Here is a 21859-nt window from a genome sequence, read left to right as displayed (position 1 = left end):
TATCAAATGATTAACGAACACACGATGAGCACAGTTTTCCCGGAGTTGAAAATGCCTGAAGCGAACCTTGAAATCATCGAAACCGATGTTCTCATCGTAGGTGGCGGCGCATGCGGGATGATGTCCTCGATCATCCTTTCGGATGCAGGCATCGACCATTTGCTGGTTGAAGCGCGCTCGACTACCACAGCGCTCCCCAAGGCGCACTACCTCAATCCCCGCACGATGGAGATTTTCCGTCAGCACGGGGTAGCGCAAAGCATCTACGAAGCAGCGATGCCTTTGTCTCACTGCACCACGCGCTTTATGACCAGCTTGGGCGGCGATGGTCCACTCGACGGAAAAGAATTGTTTGTCATGGACGCTTTCGGCGGTAACTCCCGGCGCGCGACGTCGCGGCGACTTTCACACTGCCTTCCTACAAACATCCCGCAGCTTCGACTCGAGCCACTTCTTCGGAGCCATGCTGACGCACGGGCACCCGAGCGTATCCGCTTTAATCATGAGGTCATCGAATTCGGCCAGGACGACGAAGGTGTCGACGCGACTATCCGGGACGCCGCCACAGACAGAACGTATCGCGTGCGCGCGAAGTACATGATTGCGGCCGATGGCGGGAAGACGATCGGTCCAGCACTCGGCCTAACCCAGCAAACGACTGGACGACTCGCGACGCTCTGTACGTTTCACATAACCGCAGACCTGTCCCCATGGCTTCCGGGTGACGCCCAGCTCACGTGGTTCATGCATCCTGAGAGCCCGTACCGCTGGGGCGTGCTCATTCAGTTGGGACCCACATGGGGACGGCACAGTGAGGAATGGGCATTCAATTTTGCCTATACCGATCCGTCACAGCGGCTGAAGGACGAGGAGGTCATCCCGGCTATTCGCCAGTGCCTCAAGCTCCCCGAATTAGAAATGACGGTCCATCGCGGCAGCGAATGGGGCGCAGAATGCTCGGTCACCGATCAATTTCGCGTCGGGCGCATCTTCGTGGGCGGCGACGCGGCGCACCGCGTGATTCCAACTAGCGGTCTTGGACTTAACTCGGCCGTCCATGACGCTCACAACCTCTCGTGGAAGCTCGCAGCGGTACTCAAGGGCACCGCGAATCCATCACTGCTCGACAGTTACGAAACCGAGCGACGTGCTGCCGCCTGGCGCAACCATGACTGGTCGCTCTTCACGTTCCGAAATCATGCTGTCACACAGGTCGGTCTCGGCTTTGTTCCAGGGGGCACTTTGGAGCAGAACGCAGCTTCGATCTCCGAATACCTTTCGGACACACCGATGGGTCAAATGCTGCGCGCGCGCGCCAAGGAAGTCGTGGGCATTCAGCGTACGGAATTTGGGCAACCAGAAATCGAGATGGGCATCACCTATAACAGCGACGCCATCGTTCCCGACGGCACACCCGCGCCCGAGATCGACCCGATGGGCGACAACCATGTACCTGCAACGCGCCCCGGCCATCGCTTGCCGCACGGCTGGATTGAGCAGGCAGGCCTCCGAATTTCCACTCACGACCTGACTGGTGCCAGCGAAGCGTTTGTCCTTATCACGGGCAGTGACGGGCTACCCTGGATATCCGCCGCGACGAACGCCGCAAAGGCGCTCGGCATCAAGATGCAGGTAGCGCGAATCGGACTGGGGGGTGAGCGTCCGTTTGACTATGTAGACGTAACGGGCGAATGGGATACATTTAAGGCAATAGATCAGGACGGTGCAGTGCTTGTCCGCCCCGACGGCTATGTTGCATTCCGCTCGAAATCTATGGCGGTGGCCCCTGAGCAGGTGCTGATCAATGCACTGACCTCCATACTCGGACGCGACAACGACGCGGTCGCGGTGGTACGGGCCGCGTAAGTGAAAGCCCGGCTGGCGGAATCGGCCACACGTAATGTGTGGCGCGGTCACTGGGGTGCCCGGCCTCAACGGCGCCGCTCTAGTGACCGCAGCCGGACCGCCGGCTGTTCCCGACGCCAATCAATACCATGTACTGCCCTACAGACCTGCGGCATCCATTGTCGGTCAACTGGCGTCGCTCACCGCTGCACGTTCCGCGGACTGTTCTCCACTGCATCTGGGGTAGGCGGATTGTCACAATTCGCTGGTCCGCCGGCCGCACACCGACAGCATTCTTCGTTGGAACGCATTGAGCAATGACACTCGTGGAAATAGTATGAAAACCATCAATCGATCTACCATTAAGAGGCCGACATGACTGCGGGCCAACCATTACCCGGGACACCTGAGCCGATGCATTACTGGCAGGCGGCTCAAGGAGTGCGGGTTGCCGGGGATTCATGGGGTAATCCTTCCGGGCCTCTCGTTATTCTGCAGCATGGAGGAGGGCAAACGCGTCATGCGTGGAAGCGAACGGGCGAAGTTCTTGGGGAAGCTGGCTACCATGCGGTTGCCCTTGACGCGCGCGGTCACGGGGATTCGGATTGGGCGGCCGATGGCAACTATAGCCAGAACGCGATGGTGGAAGACCTGGTGCACATCCTCGCAGCATTAGGAGGCCGTCGCCCTGTCCTGGTAGGAGCCTCAATGGGTGGCGGGACCAGCCTTGTCGCAGCTGGCGAACACATAGTTGATGTTGCGGCCCTTGTGCTTGTGGATAGTGCCCCGCGTGTCGAGCCGACGGGCGTACGAAACATCCTGGCGTTCATGAAGCGCAATCCGAATGGCTTCGGATCACTTGAAGAGGTTGCGGACGCGATTGCCAGTTATCAACCCCATCGCGAACGACCTAAGAACTTGCAAGGATTGTCCAAAAATGTGCGCCTTGGGCCTGACGGCAGATACCACTGGCATTGGGATCCGAGATTCCTGTATTCCGATCGAAATTTGGACGGCAGGCAAAATCGCCTCGAGTCCTGCGCGCGCGCACTGGCAATCCCAACTCTGCTCGTGCGCGGCGGCATGTCGGATGTATTGACGGACGACGGCGTTCAGCAGTTTCGCGAACTTGCACGAAACAGTGAGTACGTCAACATCACCTCTGCCGGTCACATGGTCGCTGGCGACCGTAACGACACCTTTGGCAAAGCGGTTGTAGAGTTCCTGACTCGCAAGGTTCCGGTTGCTGGCGCTGAACTTCAAGCGGATCGGCGGGCCGAATTAATCAATCGGATGGACACCGACGATCTGAATGACATTCCTTAGCACGGTTTATGCGCGACGCAATGAGTGGAGCTCGGAGTGGGTAGGGCGACGATAAGTCCGTTGACGAGCCGAGCAGTGCGATAGTGATTCGGGATTACGTTGGTCTCGATTTACTCGTCATGAAATTTCCCCGCTTTGGTGCGTTTTCGCCGGGCATTGGGCGAAGCCTGCATGAAGGAGTTGAAGACCACCGCCGTAGTGACGCGCAATACCAAAAGCGGCCTGTTGGACTATCTATTCGTCGACTCAAGTGCGTGGAGGAGGGCGTTGGCGCTCCGATCGATAGCCGGTTTCTGGCGCGCGGGCATTCCATGGGTCGTCGAGCAGATGGCGACGCGGCGCCGCCATCCGCCTAGCGACATAATCGTCACGGCTATCGATATGTCAAAGACTTCCGCCGACACATAGTCGCCCCAAGGCACGGGATCGAGCGCATCCAATGCGCCATGTTGGCCTTCCGGAATGAGCATCACGAATCCTGCATCGGAGGCCACGACATACTGCAGGGCTGCGCCGTTGACTTGCGGGACGCCCTGCCGAAGCTTGCCGGCTCCGCGTCGAGGAAGGGCACAGGAATCCGACATGAGGGTCTAGGGAGCGACCGAAAGAGGGGAATTCGTATCAACGAATTCGATAGATATAACCGAATAATTTCACTTGTTGATCGACTGGAAAATCAAGATGATCGAGGCAAATCAAACACCCGATACTCTTGATTCGATGAATCGACAATGTGGTGTGGCCACGTTGTCCTGCTAACTCGACGCGAGCGGAAACTACAAGAAGACTTCTTCTGCGGCATCTCTTGCGACGGGCTGCGGCGACAAACGAGCTAGTTTGTCGATTGGACAGCGACCGAAATACACATCATCGACAAGCTTCGTGGGCGCGATCAATTGGTGCCCCTCCTTTCCACCACCACACTCGCCGGTCGAATCCGGCGCAGGAAGACGGCAGATGAGACTGGTTAGTTATTCAACAGACGGGGACGCATTGCTTGGCATAGTTGACGGGGAGACCGTGACCTCGTTGACCGGACGCATCGCCGGCCTACCCACGGACATGACTGGCCTCATTGCCGAGTGGGAGCACTTTGGTGAGTCAATTCGCCAGCTCCCGCGCTCCCCAGATTACAAACTTTCAGAAGTGAACCTTCTGGCGCCCATAGCGCGCCCGGGGAAAATTTATTGTATTGGCCTCAATTACCCTACTCATCTGGCCGAAGCGACTGATCATGGTGTTGAAGCGCCTATGCATCAGGTCTGGTTTTCCAAGCCTGCCACTGCTGTGGCAGGACCATACGAGCCTATCAAACGGCCCATAGTATCCATCGAGCTTGACTACGAAGCGGAGCTTGTCTTTGTCATCGGGAAGCGCTGCCGTCACGTTCCTGCGGAGCGGGCGAGTGACGTGATCTTCGGCTACTGCGTGGGCAACGATGTCAGCGTTCGCGACTGGCAGTTGCGCAGCGGCCAGTACACGATCGGAAAGTCCTTTGATACGCACGCACCGTTCGGCCCCTGGATCGTTACGGCAGACGAAGTTGATCCGAAAGATCTCGGAATCAGAAGCTTTCTAAATGGTGAGAGACGCCAGGCTGCCAACACGGGACGGATGATTTTTGATTGCGCTGCCCAAGTGGCGCACCTCTCTCAAGCGATGACGCTGGAGCCTGGCGACGTGATCTTCACAGGCACACCTGGTGGCGTTGGTATTGCGATGAACCCGCCGCAATATATGAAGGCTGGCGACCGGATCCGCGTTGAGATTGACGGAATTGGTTTTATTGAAAATGAAGTTGTCGACGAGGTGTCCGGCACTACATGGGACGAGAAGAAATGACTGCCTTTGTTTCCGAAGTTGACAAGTTAGCGTGCGCACAGCTCATCAGCACGTACGCCTGGTACGTCGACCAGACGCGCTACGAAGAACTCGTTGAGCTTTTTACAGAAGATGGCATCTTGTGCCGCCCTGATGTAGAGGTTGCAGGCCGGGCAGCGATTCTCGAATTGATGAAGCGGCGTTCACCACAAGTAATCTGCCGTCATATGTGCAGCACGCAGGTCATTAGCCTCACGTCGAGCGATGTGGCCGAAGCGATCACCTATTTTGCTTATTATCAGAGCGAGTCTTCCGACGAGGCGGTGCCCGGATTAGATGGACCCGTTGCGATCGGCGAATACCACGACCGCTTGCATCGAATCGAGCGTGACTGGCGCTTCGCGGAACGCCGCGTGGTGCTTGCGATGATGAAAAAATAGCAGAAAAGTGGGGCGGTCTGGATGCTATTTCGCTCACACGGTGAAATAGCTATAGCATTTTTGATCTCCGTCATCTCCGGCGCCGGACCCTGTGCGATAAGCACACGGGGACCGTGTTAAAAGATCCCCACATTCGGCCGCCGCCGTCTGCTCCGCAAAAACAATCGAAGATAGCCGTGTTTTCCTCGTCGTTCGACGGCGATTTCGATTGGCGCGGTGTGAAACGATGAGACTATCCGACGGCGTTTTCGAGATCCATAGCGCCACGCCCACCTAACGCACATCCACGGCCGCTAACGGGAAGCGGACGCGCCCCCATAAGTGTGTCCGCATGTATTTTTCAAAGCCACAACTGACTGAATCCCGATACGCGAGTAAGGCGATGCCGATGGAGTGAAGTTTTTTTCCAAATACACGCAGACAAATCGGTTCGTCCGCGACAAGAATGTCGCCCATATCGCGCGCCATAGGCGATCAAATTGATGATTACAGATCTTCCGCCGTCTCCCGGACACGCGCCATTCCAGCCGCCATATCTCAGCTTCGGGGATCTGATGCTTACGAGCGCGTTCCAGCCGATTTTCAGTTTTTCACATCGTCAATCGATTGGGTACGAGGCGTTGCTCCGTGCCCGCGATCCAGCAGGAAACGATATCCCACCGCGAGATATATTTGACCAGACGTGCGCGAAAGGCGGCTGGAATAACCTCGAGCGCGGCGTCCAATTCCTGCATGTCTGCAACTTCTCACGCGTAGCGGGCCCTACGGACTGGCTCTTCCTTAATAGCCGCCCAGACGGCTTTATAGTGTCAGATTCATACCGTTGCAGAGTCGAGAGCACTTTGCGGTCACTTCAAATTCCATCAGAACGTATCGTTCTCGAAGTACTCGAGACACCAAGCGGCAATCTGCAGAGACTAGTCGAAGGCATCGCTTCATTCCGCCAGCAGGGGTTTCTAATTGCATTGGACGACTTCGGCGCAGGGCATTCCAATATTGATCGTGTGTGGCAACTACAACCCGATATTGTCAAGCTGGATCGGCGAGTCATCGAGCAAGCCGCTCAGAATCCACGCATCGCGCGTTCTCTTCCGCAATTGGTATCGCTCCTACATCAAACTGGCGCACTAGTGCTGATTGAAGGGATCGAAACGCAGCATGAAGCGTTGCTCGCTATGGAATCAGATGCCGACTTTGCCCAGGGTTTTTACTTCGGCCGTCCAATCCCGTTCGGAGTCGAAATATCCCAATGCCCAACGGTAATGGACTCTCTGTGGAATCAATTTCGTAGCCGCGCCGAAGAAAAGGAGCGAGAAAAAAGGCGTCTTCTGTCAGTGTATGCACCCGCTTTGCGGACTGCGGCTGAGCGATATGCAGCCGGAATCGATATTGTCACGAGCTGCGGCGACTTTCTGGAGTTAGAGGACGCGTCCCGCTGCTTCGTACTGAACGCTCTAGGTGAACAGATCGGCAGTGATGTCACCTCCGCTCAATCGCCATTCTCACAATTGAAGCCATTTCTTGCGTTGGATGGCGCGCTCGGTGCTTGCTGGGAGCGGCGGACCTATTTCCAAGCTGCGATCACCCACCCGGGCGCAATACAAGCGACTGAACCTTATCTGTCGATAAGCGGGGCGCATTTTTGCGTCACGTTGTCGATCGCATTGCTCGTTCACGGAGAGTTGAACGTTCTTTGCGCGGACGTCGAATGGAGACCGGACAATGATTCGCGAGCAAAGATGAAGGATCCGCCGTCGATGGCTTTGCAATGATGCTAGCTGAGAAGGCACCCATAACAGCCTGCGCCACGTGGAAGCTCGGCGTACCTGAACGGTAGTCGGTCACCGTTGATCGCTCATCTCGATTCCAACGCCATCCATCGCCACGTTTTCTCGTCCCGCAACGGGTCGATCTCTAGGGTCTTCTTACTCCGCGCACCAAACGTACGGCCCGTCACGCGTCTCACCGCTTCGCGAGACAACGGTATCGACTGGAACGCCCACGCTTTTCATGCGCTGGCATCAAGTTGCCACGACTGCGGTATGTCAGCCGTGATGGTTTGAAACGCCGACCATACTCCTCCACAGTCGCCGCGAAGCGTTATACGCGAGCATGCCTCTGATGCACCTCCGAGCTTTCCAAAAGCACGCGCAACCCTTCTCCCCACGCGTGGATAACCTGTTGTCCGGCTTCCGCGTCCCGGCAAATCGTCCAGAGTGACGGGACTACTCGCTTGCGTTTTACGCGGCACCCGGCCCTTGTCAATGCAAATGCTCGTAGTCTTCAAGTGAAGTACGCAACCTCGGCCTCTCCGTCTCGCTCGAAGCGAGCAAGGGCGCCGGCCGCGGTACTCAATGCTCCAACGCGTCGCAACGGCGTTCAAGGTGCTTTTCCATCTCAACGCAGTCGTCATCGGCTATTATGACTAGTTGCTGCACACGCAGAGGGCAGTATTCGGCGCGCAGATAGCCGGTCACTCTGTCATTTCCCCGTTCCAGATGCTGCCGTCGGCGACCACAGGATGAGCTCTGACGCGATTCATCCGAACGACGATCATGTCCCTGGACTTGTCGACGCGTCGGAGCACAGTACTCTTGCTGCTGCCGTCCCGTTCGCTCGGAACCGATGGACGTCCTCGCGGTTGTAGGAGATGGCTTCCTGATCTGTTCTACGTGGCGAAGCCTGGATCTATGGAGAATTGGTCGTTTAGAATGTCTATATGAAGCCTCGCATCTCATTGGAACATTGGCGCACGCTTATCGCAATCGTTGATTTCGGTGGCTATGCGCAGGCCGCGGCCGCCGTGCACAAGACCCAATCTAGCGTGACGTACGCGGTAAACAAGATCGAAGCTGACCTCGGCGTCAAAGTCTTCGAGATACAGGGCCGCAGGGCAGTCCTCACAGAAGCAGGGCAGGTTGTACACCGACGTGCCAAACAGCTAATCGGGGAAGCCACATTGCTTGAGCAGAGTGCACGAGCCATGGCGGGCGACTGGAAGCCGGTATTGAAGATCGCCGTCGATATCGCGTTCCCGACGCAATTGCTGCTCCGCTGTCTGAAAAACTTTGCGCAGGAGCGTCCGCAGACGCACATCGAACTATACGAATCGGTAATTGGCGGTACCGAGGAAGCAGTCCGAACCCGTCAGGTGGACCTTGCGATATGTTGCGGGCTTCCGAATGGCATGCCAGGCGATCTTCTGCTACGTCAGCCGTTTGTTGCTGCCGCGCATCCTGACCACTCGTTGCATCTGTTGGGACGCGTTCTCGACTACTCAGACCTGGCGCGGTATCGGCACTTGCTCATTCGCGAGACTGGTACGAAGAGAAAGCGTGCATCGCACACGGTCGACAGTCAACAGATCTGGACCGTGAGCAACATGGCTACGTCGATCCGCGCGGCAACAATGGGGATGGGATTCGCGTGGTACCCCATCGACTTTATCCGCAATGAACTTGCCAGTGGTGCTCTCAAGGTCTTGCCCCTTGTACAAAGCGCTGAACGCTTTGCCGATCTATACCTTGTATTGGCGAATCGTGACTACGCGGGTCCGGACGAACGACGGCTCGCGAAGATCATCTGCGAAACCGCCTCTGGTGTCTATCCGCTGTCTGGCAATGGTCAGCAGGCGGAGAGCGCCGGTGGTTCCTGACCACGAGGATTACCTCTGTTACGAGGCAGCCTCGATTTCGCCTACGTCTGGGTCGACGTGCGCACGTTAGAAAAACAGCGTAGGCCTGGGAAGCGCTACGCTGCAAGACCGGCCCATCGGGCTGTCAACGTCTACGGTCCATGAATTGTACGAGCGGACAAGACGCATGGGCTACCAAACTAAACCTTCTGGTACGGTGCAAGAAAATGAATCTGCCGCCACATCACTTTCCCGCAGCAGTTTCTGCCGCAGTGGCACATACGCTTAAGAAGTCGCTGCTCTTAGAGCCGGACACACCGGGCCGTCTGGCCGCACCTTAGACCTTGGACAGCAAGTCCACGTAGTATGGATTCCTACACTACTTGTCGAGGCTGGTTTCAGATGTCCGGGTTTGGACTTTTTAGAAATGTCCGGTTTTGAGGTTCAGAGATCTCTATCTGGAAGGGCTTTCAAGCACCGAGCCGCCCCCCGTTCCCTCATTGCCGTGGCACTGACTTCGAGGATCGCTTCGTTGATTTCAGCAATATCAATGGCGCGTTGTTTCTTCAGTCCGACGAGCGCCTTCTTTGCGCGAACCTGCTCCCCGCAATGCGTGCGTGACGGTGAGCCTGCCGCACGACGATCGTCGCGTAGGGCCTGAACCTGCCGCGCGACCTGCAACGCACTCTCAAGCCGCTTGTTTTCGACCTCCGCGCCCTGATCAATGCGCGCGATACGCTCGTATTGCCGGTACGGCAGCGCCACACCAGTAGCCTATACCTCGATCACGCCATCGGGATACTCAACAACCTCGACGTACTGATGCATCAGCCCACGGCAGACAGGCGTGTCGTCCAGCAATGTCGTCTCCGAGATGTTACAACAGTGGTGCACCAACGTCATGCGCTCAAAGGTCGAACCGACGAAGGACGTGGCGAGATTGATTCGCCGGCACTTCGACGGCATCGTGGCCTGGACCCAGACCCGCCAGACCAACGGCTTCATCGGAGCGATCAACGGTTTGTTTCAGGCTGCCAAGCGCAAAGCACGCGGATACGCCCGCTTCGAAACCATGCGCACTGTCCTCTTCCTCATCGCCGGAAGACTCGATTTCTCGGCCGCTGTAGCATGGTCACCCGGTCCCTTCTCTACGAGTGACTCGACGCCGCGCGGGCGCGGCGTGCTGCCATCGCCCGAGCAACCCGCGACGAGGTCTCCCTGCCGAGCACCGTCGAAATGAATTCACCAGCTTCTACAAGCGCGGGCAGATTAACACCAGTAGTAAGCCCGAGTTCGTCACACAGGTAGACGACGTCTTCCGTAGCGACATTACCAGTTGCACCAGGTGAATAAGGGCACCCGCCGATACCGGATACCGAACTGTCAAAGATCGCGATACCAGACTGAAGTGCAGCGTATACATTGGCGATTGCCATGCCCCTCGTATCGTGGAAATGCCCTGCGAGCGCCGATACGGGTACATCTTTCGCACAAGCTTCGATCATGCGACGAGCATTAAGCGGTGTTCCTGTTCCGATTGTGTCGCCGAGACTGATCTCGTAGCAGCCCATCTGATAGAGACCGGAAGCTACTAGGGCAACCTGATGTGGATCGATCTCACCGTCGAACGGGCAGCCAAGAACACAGGAAACGTAGCCACGCACACGCACGCCCTCCCGCAGCGCTCTTTCCAGCACGGGTGCAAACCGGTCGATGCTTTCGGCGATCGAGCAATTGATGTTCTTTTGGGAAAAGGTTTCTGAGGCGGCGGCGAATACCGCGACCTCGTCGCATTTCGCCTCGAGTGCAGCCTCAAGGCCTTTGAGATTTGGGACCAGAGCGGAGAAGACAACACCTTGGTGCCGGTCAATCTCACGAAGCACCTGGAACCCGTCAGCCATCTGCGGCACCCACTTTGGGGAGACGAACGCTGCGGCTTCGATCGTAGTCACGCCAGCGCGCACCAGTCTGCCGATGAGTTCGACCTTCATTGCGGTCGGGACAAACGTTGGTTCATTCTGCAAACCATCGCGAGGCCCGACCTCGACGATTTTAACGGTAGTAGGGAATGATTTTTCAGGCATTGCAAATCCTCGAGTAGTTCGATGGAAAAGTCAGTGCGGACGTCTGCGTACGTCTGCGGCACGATCTAACGCATGTTGCGAAGTGGTACGGCTGTGTCGTACATAACCTGCTTGAGTGCGAAGCTACTGCGGATATTGGCGACACCCGGGATGCGGGTGATCTCATCAACGATAAGGCGCTCCAATGCCTGAACATCGGACACCAGCGCACGGATCAGGTAGTCGGCGTCGCCGGTCATCAGATAGCATTCCATTACGTTCGGCAGCGCACGGATCGCGCGCTCGAAGGCGTCCAGCCCCTCACGCGCTTGTCTTTCGAGCGAAACATGAATGAACACGTTGACGTTGAGGCCCAGCTTCTGGGGATTGAGCAGAGTCACCCGTTCCTTGATCAGCCCACGCTGTTCCAGCGCACGGACTCGAGCTAAGCATGGAGACGGGGAAAGGTGCACGCGCGCGGCCAGTTCGACATTGGTAAGGCAGGCGTTGCGCTGCAGTTCTTCGAGAATCCGGATATTGATGTCATCGAGTGGCGGTTCCTGCATGGTGCGTCCGTAATTGTCGAGTTGAGGGGGGGCGCCTGGACGCGCTCCGATGGATAACCGAGTCGGCGAAGGCGATAGTAGGCGATAGGTACGAGGGGTGCGTGGGCCCGCGACATGGCGATGGCGAGACTCGCGGCCACAAACGCGGCATCCCGCGCTGGTCGAGCATCTAGCCGACACAGATGGGGCGAGAACGCCACCGAATGGGACAACCGCCGGCATTGGTATTCTCGACGAGAAACGCGACTTCGACCTTCTCGGAGAGGGCGCTACCAGCCGCGGTGCTTCCCTGGCATCAGCATTGGTTCGGTCCGGTCGTGCCCCTCACAACCGGACCCGACTACCCGATCACCGGTGAAGGAAGTGGGCGCGCAACACTGTCCTAATTGGAACTGGCGGGCGTCCCGCTTCGCTCAAGGACCCGCCCGGTCCATCCCTATTCAAGAGCCCGGCGTTTTTCGCGATTTTTCGACAGATTCGATCCCAAGTCCCGCTTGCTCTCGGGTGAGCTTCCTCGTCCCAACTAAAGCGAAGGCGATCGCCTCGCGCGTGGGTTTTGCAGAGAGTTCCCCGATGCGTCGGATTCGCATCCTCAGACCTCGACGGCCTTGCTTAACTCACAGTGCTGCGGCCGCAACCAGCGCGGAATCGAGAGCCTGCTGACGTTGCTCTGGGCCGATGCTGACGCCCTCTGCACGCACGAACGTGATGTCGGTGACGCCGATGAAACTGAAGAAGCTTTTCAGGAACGGCTCTTGGTGGTCCATAGCGGCAATGGGCGACGACTCTGAATAGATGCCGCCACGCGATGATGCAATGATCACCCTCTTGGCGCCCGCGAGACCTTCTACGCCCGTCGCGGTGTAGTTGAATGTTTTACCTGGCACAGCCAGACAATCGATCCAGGCCTTCAGCTGACTCGGGACTCCAAAGTTGTACATCGGTGCACCGATGACAATGACATCTGCCTCCAGGAACTCCTCCAGGGCGACATTGGTCTCGGCGAACTCCACCTGTGCAGAGGGCTCCACCTTGGCCCCTTCCTTTAAGGCGGCATCCACCATCTCGCCGATGTCACCCGACAACGCGCCGATGTCGTGCAGTTCCTTCAGCTTGGCAAACTGGATCGACGGAGACTGATGTGGAACTGGTTCTGCTGCCAGATCGCGATAAGTGATCGACAGACTAGTTGCGGTCTTCTCGAGACGCGAAACGACGATAGCTGAAAGCTGGCGAGTGACTGACTGCGCTCCAGTAATGCTGGAGTCGATATGTAAGAGCTTCATTTTGAATATCCTGTCGGATTGCACCGGGCTGCCGGCGCTGTGGCGAATTTCCCGGCACATAAGGTTATGTGATGGGCCCTCTCGTGAGTAGGAACAATATGTTCCTTGCGCTAATATAAATTCTGGAGAACTGCGCGCAAGAGGGCACTTTTATGAGCGATACGAACAATTTTGTTCCCGTCCTTGAGGAATCCCATTCCAATGAAAAGTGCAGGGAGGTGCATGACATCCTTGCCCGCATTGGTGACAAATGGACCGTAATGGTGGTCGGGGCCTTGTCGCACGGACCGGTGCGGTACAACCAGATTCGTCGCTCCGTTGAAGGGATTTCACAGCGGATGCTCACACTTACCCTGAAAGGCTTGGAGCAGGACGGACTCGTGATTCGAACGATGTATCCGACGATTCCACCACGGGTGGACTACGAGCTTACGGACCTGGGAGAAAAATTGATCGTGCCATTGGAAGCACTCTACGGATGGGCGATAGAACATCGACCTACTATCTTGGCTGCACGAGAAGAGTTCGCAAAGAAGGAGCAGCGCGGCGCGTCGACACGCGCCTGCGTCCGCCCGATGTAGACACTGGGCAGGGCATCGCGGCGGCACGTCATGACGGCAATTGGACAACAGCGAACTCAGTAAGATCGAGTCGGCATACTGCCGTTCTCGAGAGATGAAGTCGACCTTGGCGATTGTGTCGCTTGTCTGGTTCAAACCAACTCGACACCGTCACCCCCGAATGGCGAAATAGCAAATTTACCGAGTGGGGCAAAGGCTGTCTGCTATCTCCGGCACTTTGTTGTCGCGCTGCCGCAAATTGAGGGCTGTCTAGATTTGATGGCTCACGTGCTAGCGGCGATTCAGAAAAACTTCCAGGCGATACGTCTCGTCTTTCTTCGGCGGAACGAGTCCGACGAATTCGATGCTTTCGACGGCCGTTGCAGCCGCCGGCACGCGTCTCTTGTTGAAGAAGCAGGAGGTGCCGGCGTAATCCTATATCTTCGCCACGTTGCCCTATCGGCGAACGCGGAACGGGTAGCAAAACTCGCGTTGATTCCGCTGGCCCGCTGGCCCGCTGGCCCGCTGGACCAATGGGACGAATTCCTGACGACGGCGCATAGTGACGTGAGTGTTCAATCATCTCCTCGGGCACCCGACATGTGAGGTGTGGATGCGGGCCAAAACAGAATTCTGGCGTCGGCGATCGAGGAGGGAGACCGAGACACGCGAAGCGCTTCGGGATCGGTCTGGCCGCGGGGATCAAATGGCAGCGAAATCCACAACAGACGGGCGATCCTGGCGGGATCGTGCTCGACTGGATTCGTCGTGCCTCCAATGTGAGTCCCACTTAGGCGGGCTGCCGCTGCCAGCCAATCTGGATTTATTTTACGCAACGTCCAACGGTGCCCGTTACCGTCGGGTTGGGCCGCCCTGACCATGCACGACGCGCCATCCTCGAGCGAAGAACTCGGCAACAGTATCATAAATTGTGTATGGGCAATACAGTTGCCCATTGACAATTCAAGGCTCAAGGGACTAGCATTGGCTAGGAGATTGACGCTCGCATCGAGTGGGATAGTCAGTCGGCTAGCTTGTTTTCGCGGGTGGCATACCAATCCCTCGTCATTTTCAGGCTTTGAAAACACCTACATGACAGGAATGTCGGAATCGCCGAAGCTCACGATCCGCAGCAAAGCTCTTCTTTCGCCACGTTTGTCGGTAAATGGATATGAATATCGCCAGTAGCAATACGGTCTACGGACAGTTTTCCGAGGCCGCGCACGAAGGTCCCGAGCTGCCTTTCCTTTGCTACCCGTCGTCGCCCACGCGCAGCTACATGCCAGACGGATGTGAGCTTTCGTATGGTCATGGACTGACAATTGTCGATGACCTGGCCGCGCGCTACCGAGACGCGGGATACGGCCACGGGCACAGGGTAGCTTTGATCGCCGGTAACAGGCCCGAACATTTCTGGCACTTTCTTGCACTCAACTCAATAGGTGTCTGCGTCGTAACTTTGAACCCCGAGTACCGGCCGCACGAATTGGCCTACGGGATCGACTTCCCGAAATGTTCAGCTGTCGTCGCTGTAGATCCATGGATCGCCAACGTAGAGGAAGTGGCACAGACGTTGGTTCCCGCTGTGCCAGTCATTGACGCTTCAGCGCTCCCGGCCCGGTATCCACCACCTGCGCGGGCGCCGGATCCGGTGGGTGCAGACAAGAGTGAATGGCCGGCGCTGATCATTTATACCTCGGGCACAACGGGCCGACCCAAAGGCTGCATCATTTCCAACGCATCGTGCCTTGCCGCGGCAAACTCCTACACAGACGCCGGCGGTTTGCTCGACTTGGTGCAACGTAAGGAGAGAATTTATATTCCGCTGCCGGCGTTCCACATGAACGTCTCCGTTTATACGCTGAACACCATAACGAAGATTCGCGGTTGTCTCATCATGCAGGACCGATTCACCGTCTCTCGATGGTGGTCCGATATCAGAGAAACACGTGCGACCGGTTTCCACTACATGGGGATCATTCCGCCCTTGCTTCTCAAGTCAGCGCCAGTCGAGGATGACAAGCGTCATAACCTTAAGTTTGGCCAGGGTGCGGGAGTCGATCCCCTTGTACGCGAAGCGTTCGAGGAAAGGTTCGGCGTTCCCCTTATCGAGGCGTGGGGAATGACGGAAACTTCACGCGCCATCCAGAACAGTCATACACCCCGCTGTTTAGAGCCACGAGCGTTCGGTCGCCCCGGGCCACCGCTCGAGGTTCGCATCGTGGACGAGTCGGACAGGCAATTGCCGCTCAATACGCCCGGCGAGCTAACAATCCGCGCCGCTGGCGACGATCCTCGTCGCGGATTTTTCTCGGGGTACCTCAATCAACCAGACGAGACTGAACACGCTTGGCGTGGCGGTTGGTTTCACACAGGCGACATAGTCACGCAGAGAGTGGACGGAATGCTGTTCTTCGTGGATCGTCTCAAAAACATCATTCGTCGTAGCGGCGAAAACATTGCGGCCGCTGAGATCGAGGAGGCTCTTCATATCCTTCCTCAAGTCAAGAGCGCGGCGGCGATGGCCGTGCCTGATGAGTTCCACGACGAGGAGATCATGGCCTGCGTCGTGCTTATGCCCGGCGTTGAACCAACGGTGGAGACGGCGACGGCTCTGCTGTTTGCGACCAGGCAAACTCTCGCGGATTTCAAGGTGCCCGCGTGGATCAGTTTCGTTGACACGATACCTGTGACCGGAACCCAAAAGGTCCAGAAGGGGCAGATCTTTGACGTTGGGCAGGATCCGCGGGCGGATAGGCGTTCGCATGACCTCAGGGCGGTGAAACGGCAGTTGAAGTTGAGCTCGAGTAACACTACCGGCCCTACCGGCAACGCAGGTGTGGCATGACCGCATACATTGCCGGTGTCTACGAACATCCGCTCCGATTCGCACCGGACACCTCCACACAGCTCCTGCATGCCGAAGTCGCCAACGGGGCGCTTGCTGATGCGGGACTCACTACGGCCGACGTTGATGGCTACTTTTGTGCATCGGACGCTCCCGGTATCGGACCGTTGTCAATGGTCGAATATCTCGGTATCCGCCCGCGCTACGTCGAATCGACAGACATTGGCGGAAGCTCTCCGATCGCACACGTCGCTCATGCGGCGCTGGCCATTGACGCGGGAAAGTGCGATGTAGCGCTGATCACACTGGCAGGGCGCCCACGAAGTGAAGGAGCGACTCCCGGTACCCTGACTGCCGTTCGTGAGTACCCCGAGAACGAATTCGAATTGCCTTACCGACCGGCGTTGGTGGCCGGATACGCTATGTGTGCCAAAAGGCATATGTATGAATATGGAACCACCAGTGAGCAGTTGGCATGGATCCGTGTCGCGGCCTCGCATCATGCTTCGCGTAACCCGTTCGCGGTTTTCCGTGACATTGTCACGGTCGAGGATGTCCTTCAGTCGCCCATGATTGCAGATCCTTTACACAGGCTGGATTGCTGCGTGATTAGCGACGGCGGGGGTGCCGTAATCGTTACGAGGCGAGAAATAGCAAAAAGCTGCGGACGCCCCCTCGTAGCCCTGCGTGGAGCCGGAGAGGCCTTAGGCTATCAGACCGGATCGCCCTTTGACCTCACGCGGTCGGCCGCCCACGCCTCGTCCAGCGCCGCCTATCACGCGGCCGGAGTGAGACCGTCAGATATTCGCTACCTGTCCACATACGATAGCTTCACGATCACGGTGCTCATCGCTCTCGAAGATCTTGGCTTCTGTGAAAAGGGGGAGGGTGGGAAATTCGTCATGGATGGCAAACTGATTGCGGGTGTGGGGCCCCTGGCCGTCAACACGGACGGGGGGGGGCTATGCAACAATCATCCGGCGCATCGGGGCGGAGTGACGAAGATTATTGAGGCGGTACGCCAATTGCGGGGCGAGGTGCACCCTGCAGTTCGAATTCCCAATCTTGAATTGGCAATGGCGCATGGCTGCGGTGGGACGTTGGACCAGAGGCACGGGTGCGCGACCATTATTTTGGAGCGCCAATGATTACAAATGGAATTACCGCGTGGTCGCCGGAGAACGTCCAATACTGGGAGGCTGCAGCGCGAGGCGAGCTCTTGGTCAAGTGGTGCGGCGCCTGCCAGCAATATCATTATTATCCACGCGAAATCTGTCCGCATTGCGGTAGCTCCGATACCCGGTGGCGGGTCGGAAGTGGAAAAGGCGTGATTTACTCCTTCAGCGTAATGCGCCGGGCTAACCCGCCGTACGCCATAGCCTACGTCACTCTCGACGAAGGAGTGACAATGCTGACCAACATCGTTGACTGCGACCTAGACAGTTTAGGCATCGGCCAGGTCGTGCAGGTTAAGTTCCGGCGAATCGACGATGGTCGAGAGGCACCGATGTTCACACCGGTTGTTGAAAGAGGGCTCAGCCGAAGCGAGAGCAACTCTCTCACTTAACACCCTTTCAATGGCTGGTGTGCGGATGCGGCATAAAGTTTGCATGTGGACCCCCAACCTTTAGCGACTTATTCAATGGGCGCCTCTATGACAAACCCGCAAGCAATCGTCGACCTAACGCATGAAGTGAAACGCCTGGCGACAGGCAAGATCAACGAAATCAACGATATCAACCGGGAGACGACGTTCCTCGCTCTGAACGCACTAATTGAAGCGTCCCGTGCGGGTGATGCGCGTTCACGGTCTGCTGATGGAACGCCGCACGGCACCGCTGCGCCCTCAGCGCCGACACGATGGCAAGGTCGCGGTGGCGAAGAGCAATCAGCGTTGGTGTTCTGACGGCTTCGAGTTTCGTTGTGACAACGGCGAACAGCTGCGTGTCACGTTCGCTCTGGATTGCTGCGACCGCGAAGCGATGAGTTGGGCGGCGACGACCGGTGGCCACAGTGGCGACGTGGTGCGCGACGTCATGCTGGCCGCCGTTGAGAACCGGTTCGGTGACGTCCTGAAGGCGCCGTCGGAAATTGAATGGCTGACGGACAACGGCTCGGGTTACACGGCGGAGAAAACAAGGACCTTTGCTTCAGATATTGGCCTGAAGCCATTGACCACGCCCGTGTGCAGCCCGCAAAGTAACGGCATGGCGGAAAGCTTCGTGAAGACGGCGACTGCTAACTAGTTGAATTGTGAACGGTTGCGGTGCCCCCGTTTGACGTGTCGCAGCTGTTGATGTTCGTCAATTCTGGGAGCGGATAAAAAAGGGGGGGGCGCCTTCATTGTCGGGTGGACTCTGCCGACTTGAAGTAAGGGAGCCGTTCGGGGAGGTGCGAGAATCGCCCAAATAGAGCGTATTAAGAGGCGGCCTCACCGATTTGCAGCAAACGTAGTACCCTTCAGCCATCAAGCAATACGCAACTCATCTTGAGTCACCGTAAAGCTCTTGGGAGTATCGTTTCCACTTAATGCAAACAGGCGGTCATGTGAACACGCTCGAAGAAGGGACGCTCCCCGAACGCCAGCGCTGGCGCCGGCGATGCTAGGGCGACGTCAGGCAGTCGGCGCCTGTATCACGACACCGTACCAACCTAGCCCGCGGTAGCTTTCATACCCAAGTGTCAATGCGAAGGAGACTGTCCGCCCGTCCGATAGTCGGTAAGATCCGCGTGGCTTTCCCTCAGTGGTGAGTCGGAATGGTTCGTTCAAAATTCCCTTTGCGTCGGAGCTTGCGATAATGCGAAACGTCGAGTCCACGATCATGCAGCGACTTCGCGCCCACTCGTCGTCACTAAGGCGCACTCCGCGAACGACTGCGGCGGCCTGTGGTGTCCAGTCGAAAAAAATGATGAGGGCGCCCACTGGTTGACCATCAACGGCGCCCCGTTCACGAATTGCCGTGGCATAGGTCGCTACGTGCGCACCGCCTAATTGCGGGAGCGCTTCCACGTCCGCAGCTACGAAATCTGATCCCGACGCGGTTTTCATTGCGTCCATGAACCATCTGGCATTCGCGATATTTTTGCCAATGACAGGATAGGTACGAGGGCGACCGTTGGCCACGACGGTCCCTCCAGCGTCTACGATCCAGAGATCCAGATAAACGGTATAGCTATCCAGAATAACTGACAATCGACGGGAAGCATATTCGTAAGCTGCGGCATTTCGATTGGCCAGGGAGTCGACCACCGCCGAATCGGTGGCCCACCACCGGACGTCGCACGATCGCTCATACAGGTTCCGGTCGATGATATCGATCATATTAAGCGCAAGATCGGTGCATCGTTGCCCCTCGTGTGAGCGCACACGCTCAATCATGCCGTCGGCCAGCTCTGTCAGCTTCGACAACGAACCTGCAAGTTCCTTGTTGAGTACTGTCGTAATGTCTGAAATCCGTGTTGACACGTGCTTGACCTGGTTTGCTACGACGGCGAATCCCTTGCCTGCATCGCCGGCACGCGCCGCCTCAATCAGCGCATTGAGCGCGAGAAACGTGGTTTCTCTATTGATGTCGTTAATGTCTGATATCTTGTTTGTCGCGAGTTTTTTAACGTGGTGTGTAAGTTCAACGATTTCTTGCGGATTCGACATTGGTCACGCCTTGGTAGATGGTTCAACACCCGTCCGGCAATGCAAGGATCGGGCCTGTTAACGTAGTGTCGACGCGTACTGATATGTAGCGAATTTAGGGAGGTGAGTCGCTTTGCTGTGCTCTACTGGAACAAACGACCTACAAGTTCGTATATAGGGGTCCGACGCACTGAAAAGCGGTCAACGGCAGGTGAACCCCCGGTTCATGCAGCAACCGACGAACTTCTTGTCACCGATTGCAGCTCATCGCATTGCCGACGTCATAGCGCCCTGCCATGTGTTGCCAATCAGTATCCGCGCACAACACCCACATTGATCCTCTTGCAGAGATCGCGATTGAAAACGTGATACAGAGGTGCATCCCGTTGATTGACAGGTAGGGTTCAGAAATCTGCACCGTTCCTGGTTCGCTGATTGCATCGCGAAAGTATGGACGCCTGTCCCAACAACCTCCCGACGCAACGGTCGTGGATCGAAACCGATTTGGTGCTGATGCGCGAGGCTGCGTTGCTTTAAGGTCGTCTCCGATCTGATAACCTTGACCGTCTAGTAAAAAGCAGCGAGCTGCGCCTTCCACGCGAAGGAGGTCTTCGGTAGCATGAGGCAAATCAATGCCGGCGCAAAGCCTATCTGCCGCTGTCTGCAGCGCGTCCGTGTAAGCCGACAGAAGCGTGGTCTTCGTGCGTTCATTCAGTTCGACGCGGGCGCGGTACATCTCAGATATCGAGTCCATGACTGCACGACAAGACTCCTCATCTACTTTGCCTGGAGCTGGGCGTGCGAAGTAAAATCCTTGCACGAAATCCGCATCGCACTCCATCGACAGAAGTGCTTCAGATTGCGTTTCCACGCCTTCGACCAGGACTAATGCGCCGGTTTCGTGCAATAGCGAGACTAGGCGCGACAACATGCGCGCAACGCGAGGTTCCCGAGCTGCCTGTGTGATGACACTGCGATCCAGCTTGACGATATCGGGTTGAAGTCGCCAGACCCGATCGATGTTCAAGTGACCTGCACCGAAGTCGTCGAGTGCTATCAGAAATCCCTGCCGCCGAAAGGAGACGATACCTTCGAGTAATCGCTCAAGATTCCCGTTCGGTGTTTCGAGAACTTCGAGAACCACACGTTCAGGCATCAATTGCAAGCGCGTTAGGGTGTCTTCGACGAGACGGCGATAGGCATCCGAGGTGATGAAACTGTCTGGCCGAGCATAGAGAAAGAGCTGTTGCTGTGCGTTCGCTACTTGCATGAAGTTGGACGCGTGCAGCAATTGAATACTCCGCTCGAGATCGTTCCAACGCCCTGGTGCGACGGGGCGGGTCAGTACCTTCAGAGGTGCAACTTCGTTGCCGAACGAATCGTATGCTCGGAGCAGGGCCTCATAGCCGATCGGAGTATGGTGTGAAAAGCAGAAAATCGGCTGGAAAGTGCTCGAAAGCGTCAAATCGCCGAATCGGGCGAAGGATGGCTGGAGCGTTGCATCGTTGCCAGAGAACAGCAGGAGGTCTGGAAGTCCCAATTGGATTCTCGCTAAGATGGCGTGTCGTGTTCCGCATCGATGGGGACGCCGTAGTAGTGAACTCTATCTTCGGTTAGTGCAAACGCATCACGTTTGCGCTTACTCTATTCATTGCAAGTCGCGACCAGCGATGCGTCGCGAGTCAACTGTTGACTTACGGAAAGTAATGCATCAATTGGAACTCGTTCGAGTTTCGGCGCGTTTTGTATCTTGCCCTTCCAACATGATGATCCCGTAGCAGGTCGATGGACTCCTTTTTTGGCTACTAGTCCTGTCCGATATCCCGGCCATCCCACGTT

Annotated in this window: 17 protein-coding genes and 3 pseudogenes; 14 read left to right on the top strand and 6 right to left on the bottom strand. The window is 56.9% G+C overall.

Annotated elements, in window-relative coordinates; genetic code table 11:
• Window positions 1-6 precede the first annotated feature (6 nt).
• The 7 genes from M0D64_RS32070 (at window position 7) to M0D64_RS32040 (ending at window position 9087) form a co-directional block, all read left to right on the top strand.
• Window positions 7-1866, top strand: a complete 1860-nt coding sequence (locus M0D64_RS32070) for an FAD-dependent monooxygenase (protein WP_266260756.1) — start codon at window positions 7-9, stop codon at window positions 1864-1866.
• Between the two features lie 354 nt (window positions 1867-2220).
• Entirely contained in the window at window positions 2221-3171 is a 951-nt protein-coding gene (locus M0D64_RS32065) for an alpha/beta hydrolase (RefSeq protein ID WP_308102524.1), read from the top strand.
• Between the two features lie 171 nt (window positions 3172-3342).
• Window positions 3343-3579 carry a hypothetical protein gene (locus tag M0D64_RS32060; protein WP_266260755.1) on the top strand — a complete coding sequence of 79 codons (237 nt, stop codon included), beginning with the start codon at window positions 3343-3345 and terminating at the stop codon, window positions 3577-3579.
• Window positions 3580-4128: 549 nt separating this feature from the next.
• Window positions 4129-5013 (top strand): fumarylacetoacetate hydrolase family protein, encoded by an 885-nt coding sequence (locus M0D64_RS32055; RefSeq protein WP_266260754.1) that lies wholly within the window; start codon window positions 4129-4131, stop codon window positions 5011-5013.
• Complete coding sequence (locus M0D64_RS32050; RefSeq protein WP_266260753.1) at window positions 5010-5432, top strand: nuclear transport factor 2 family protein; 423 nt, start codon at window positions 5010-5012, stop codon at window positions 5430-5432. Before M0D64_RS32055 ends, M0D64_RS32050 begins: the two co-directional genes overlap by 4 nt.
• A gap of 482 nt (window positions 5433-5914) precedes the next feature.
• Window positions 5915-7204 (top strand): EAL domain-containing protein, encoded by a 1290-nt coding sequence (locus M0D64_RS32045; protein ID WP_266260752.1) that lies wholly within the window; start codon window positions 5915-5917, stop codon window positions 7202-7204.
• A gap of 947 nt (window positions 7205-8151) precedes the next feature.
• A complete protein-coding gene (locus M0D64_RS32040) occupies window positions 8152-9087 on the top strand; it encodes a LysR family transcriptional regulator (RefSeq protein ID WP_266260751.1) in 936 nt (311 codons plus the stop codon).
• 423 nt (window positions 9088-9510) lie between these two features.
• Here M0D64_RS32040 and M0D64_RS32035 read toward each other — a convergent pair whose 3' ends face one another.
• A complete protein-coding gene (locus tag M0D64_RS32035; RefSeq protein ID WP_266260750.1) occupies window positions 9511-9831 on the bottom strand; it encodes a hypothetical protein in 321 nt (106 codons plus the stop codon).
• 94 nt (window positions 9832-9925) lie between these two features.
• On the opposite strand from M0D64_RS32035, the pseudogene M0D64_RS32030 reads away from it, so the two are divergent.
• Window positions 9926-10186, top strand: a pseudogene (locus M0D64_RS32030) (transposase); the annotation flags it as partial.
• A gap of 28 nt (window positions 10187-10214) precedes the next feature.
• Here M0D64_RS32030 and M0D64_RS32025 read toward each other — a convergent pair.
• The 3 genes from M0D64_RS32025 to M0D64_RS32015 all read right to left on the bottom strand — a co-directional run bounded on the left by M0D64_RS32025 (window position 10215) and on the right by M0D64_RS32015 (window position 12981).
• Entirely contained in the window at window positions 10215-11150 is a 936-nt protein-coding gene (locus M0D64_RS32025; protein ID WP_266260749.1) for a hydroxymethylglutaryl-CoA lyase, read from the bottom strand.
• Between the two features lie 65 nt (window positions 11151-11215).
• Entirely contained in the window at window positions 11216-11695 is a 480-nt protein-coding gene (locus M0D64_RS32020) for an Lrp/AsnC family transcriptional regulator (protein WP_266260748.1), read from the bottom strand.
• A gap of 617 nt (window positions 11696-12312) precedes the next feature.
• Window positions 12313-12981 (bottom strand): FMN-dependent NADH-azoreductase, encoded by a 669-nt coding sequence (locus M0D64_RS32015; RefSeq protein WP_266260747.1) that lies wholly within the window; start codon window positions 12979-12981, stop codon window positions 12313-12315.
• Between the two features lie 152 nt (window positions 12982-13133).
• On the opposite strand from M0D64_RS32015, the gene M0D64_RS32010 reads away from it, so the two are divergent.
• The 6 genes and pseudogenes from M0D64_RS32010 to M0D64_RS31985 all read left to right on the top strand — a co-directional run.
• Window positions 13134-13562, top strand: coding sequence for a helix-turn-helix domain-containing protein (locus M0D64_RS32010; RefSeq protein WP_266260746.1), 429 nt, complete (start codon window positions 13134-13136; stop codon window positions 13560-13562).
• Between the two features lie 1150 nt (window positions 13563-14712).
• Complete coding sequence (locus M0D64_RS32005) at window positions 14713-16389, top strand: AMP-binding protein (RefSeq protein ID WP_266260745.1); 1677 nt, start codon at window positions 14713-14715, stop codon at window positions 16387-16389.
• Complete coding sequence (locus M0D64_RS32000; protein ID WP_266260744.1) at window positions 16386-17537, top strand: thiolase domain-containing protein; 1152 nt, start codon at window positions 16386-16388, stop codon at window positions 17535-17537. The genes M0D64_RS32005 and M0D64_RS32000 overlap by 4 nt, the downstream gene beginning before the upstream one ends.
• Entirely contained in the window at window positions 17534-17956 is a 423-nt protein-coding gene (locus tag M0D64_RS31995) for a Zn-ribbon domain-containing OB-fold protein (protein WP_266260743.1), read from the top strand. The genes M0D64_RS32000 and M0D64_RS31995 overlap by 4 nt, the downstream gene beginning before the upstream one ends.
• 87 nt (window positions 17957-18043) lie before the next feature.
• Window positions 18044-18190: pseudogene (locus M0D64_RS31990) on the top strand (chemotaxis protein); the annotation flags it as partial.
• Window positions 18168-18620, top strand: a pseudogene (locus M0D64_RS31985) (DDE-type integrase/transposase/recombinase); the annotation flags it as partial. The pseudogenes M0D64_RS31990 and M0D64_RS31985, both read left to right, overlap by 23 nt.
• Window positions 18621-19003: 383 nt before the next feature.
• Here the strand turns inward: M0D64_RS31985 and M0D64_RS31980 are convergent.
• Both M0D64_RS31980 and M0D64_RS31975 read right to left on the bottom strand, forming a co-directional pair.
• On the bottom strand, window positions 19004-20041 hold the full coding sequence (locus M0D64_RS31980; protein WP_301717701.1) for a methyl-accepting chemotaxis protein: 1038 nt from the start codon (window positions 20039-20041) through the stop codon (window positions 19004-19006).
• Between the two features lie 229 nt (window positions 20042-20270).
• On the bottom strand, window positions 20271-21560 hold the full coding sequence (locus M0D64_RS31975; protein WP_266260742.1) for an EAL domain-containing protein: 1290 nt from the start codon (window positions 21558-21560) through the stop codon (window positions 20271-20273).
• Window positions 21561-21859 lie beyond the last annotated feature (299 nt).

Origin of the sequence: Paraburkholderia sp. WS6, from assembly GCF_030464835.1 — a bacterium.
GTDB lineage: Bacteria > Pseudomonadota > Gammaproteobacteria > Burkholderiales > Burkholderiaceae > Paraburkholderia > Paraburkholderia madseniana.
This window is presented reverse-complemented; position numbering and strand designations above follow the sequence as displayed.

Bases quoted from the DNA above. Each gene is read 5' to 3' on its own strand.
- M0D64_RS32015 (WP_266260747.1), bottom strand. From the start codon at position 12,981: ATGAAGCTCTTACATATCGACTCCAGCATTACTGGAGCGCAGTCAGTC.
- M0D64_RS32020 (WP_266260748.1), bottom strand. From the start codon at position 11,695: ATGCAGGAACCGCCACTCGATGACATCAATATCCGGATTCTCGAAGAA.
- M0D64_RS32060 (WP_266260755.1), top strand. From the start codon at position 3,343: ATGAAGGAGTTGAAGACCACCGCCGTAGTGACGCGCAATACCAAAAGC.
- M0D64_RS32070 (WP_266260756.1), top strand. From the start codon at position 7: ATGATTAACGAACACACGATGAGCACAGTTTTCCCGGAGTTGAAAATG.
- M0D64_RS32065 (WP_308102524.1), top strand. From the start codon at position 2,221: ATGACTGCGGGCCAACCATTACCCGGGACACCTGAGCCGATGCATTAC.
- M0D64_RS32050 (WP_266260753.1), top strand. From the start codon at position 5,010: ATGACTGCCTTTGTTTCCGAAGTTGACAAGTTAGCGTGCGCACAGCTC.
- M0D64_RS32025 (WP_266260749.1), bottom strand. From the start codon at position 11,150: ATGCCTGAAAAATCATTCCCTACTACCGTTAAAATCGTCGAGGTCGGG.
- M0D64_RS31995 (WP_266260743.1), top strand. From the start codon at position 17,534: ATGATTACAAATGGAATTACCGCGTGGTCGCCGGAGAACGTCCAATAC.
- M0D64_RS31980 (WP_301717701.1), bottom strand. From the start codon at position 20,041: ATGTCGAATCCGCAAGAAATCGTTGAACTTACACACCACGTTAAAAAA.
- M0D64_RS32010 (WP_266260746.1), top strand. From the start codon at position 13,134: ATGAGCGATACGAACAATTTTGTTCCCGTCCTTGAGGAATCCCATTCC.
- M0D64_RS32045 (WP_266260752.1), top strand. From the start codon at position 5,915: ATGATTACAGATCTTCCGCCGTCTCCCGGACACGCGCCATTCCAGCCG.
- M0D64_RS32055 (WP_266260754.1), top strand. From the start codon at position 4,129: ATGAGACTGGTTAGTTATTCAACAGACGGGGACGCATTGCTTGGCATA.
- M0D64_RS32005 (WP_266260745.1), top strand. From the start codon at position 14,713: ATGAATATCGCCAGTAGCAATACGGTCTACGGACAGTTTTCCGAGGCC.
- M0D64_RS32000 (WP_266260744.1), top strand. From the start codon at position 16,386: ATGACCGCATACATTGCCGGTGTCTACGAACATCCGCTCCGATTCGCA.
- M0D64_RS32040 (WP_266260751.1), top strand. From the start codon at position 8,152: ATGAAGCCTCGCATCTCATTGGAACATTGGCGCACGCTTATCGCAATC.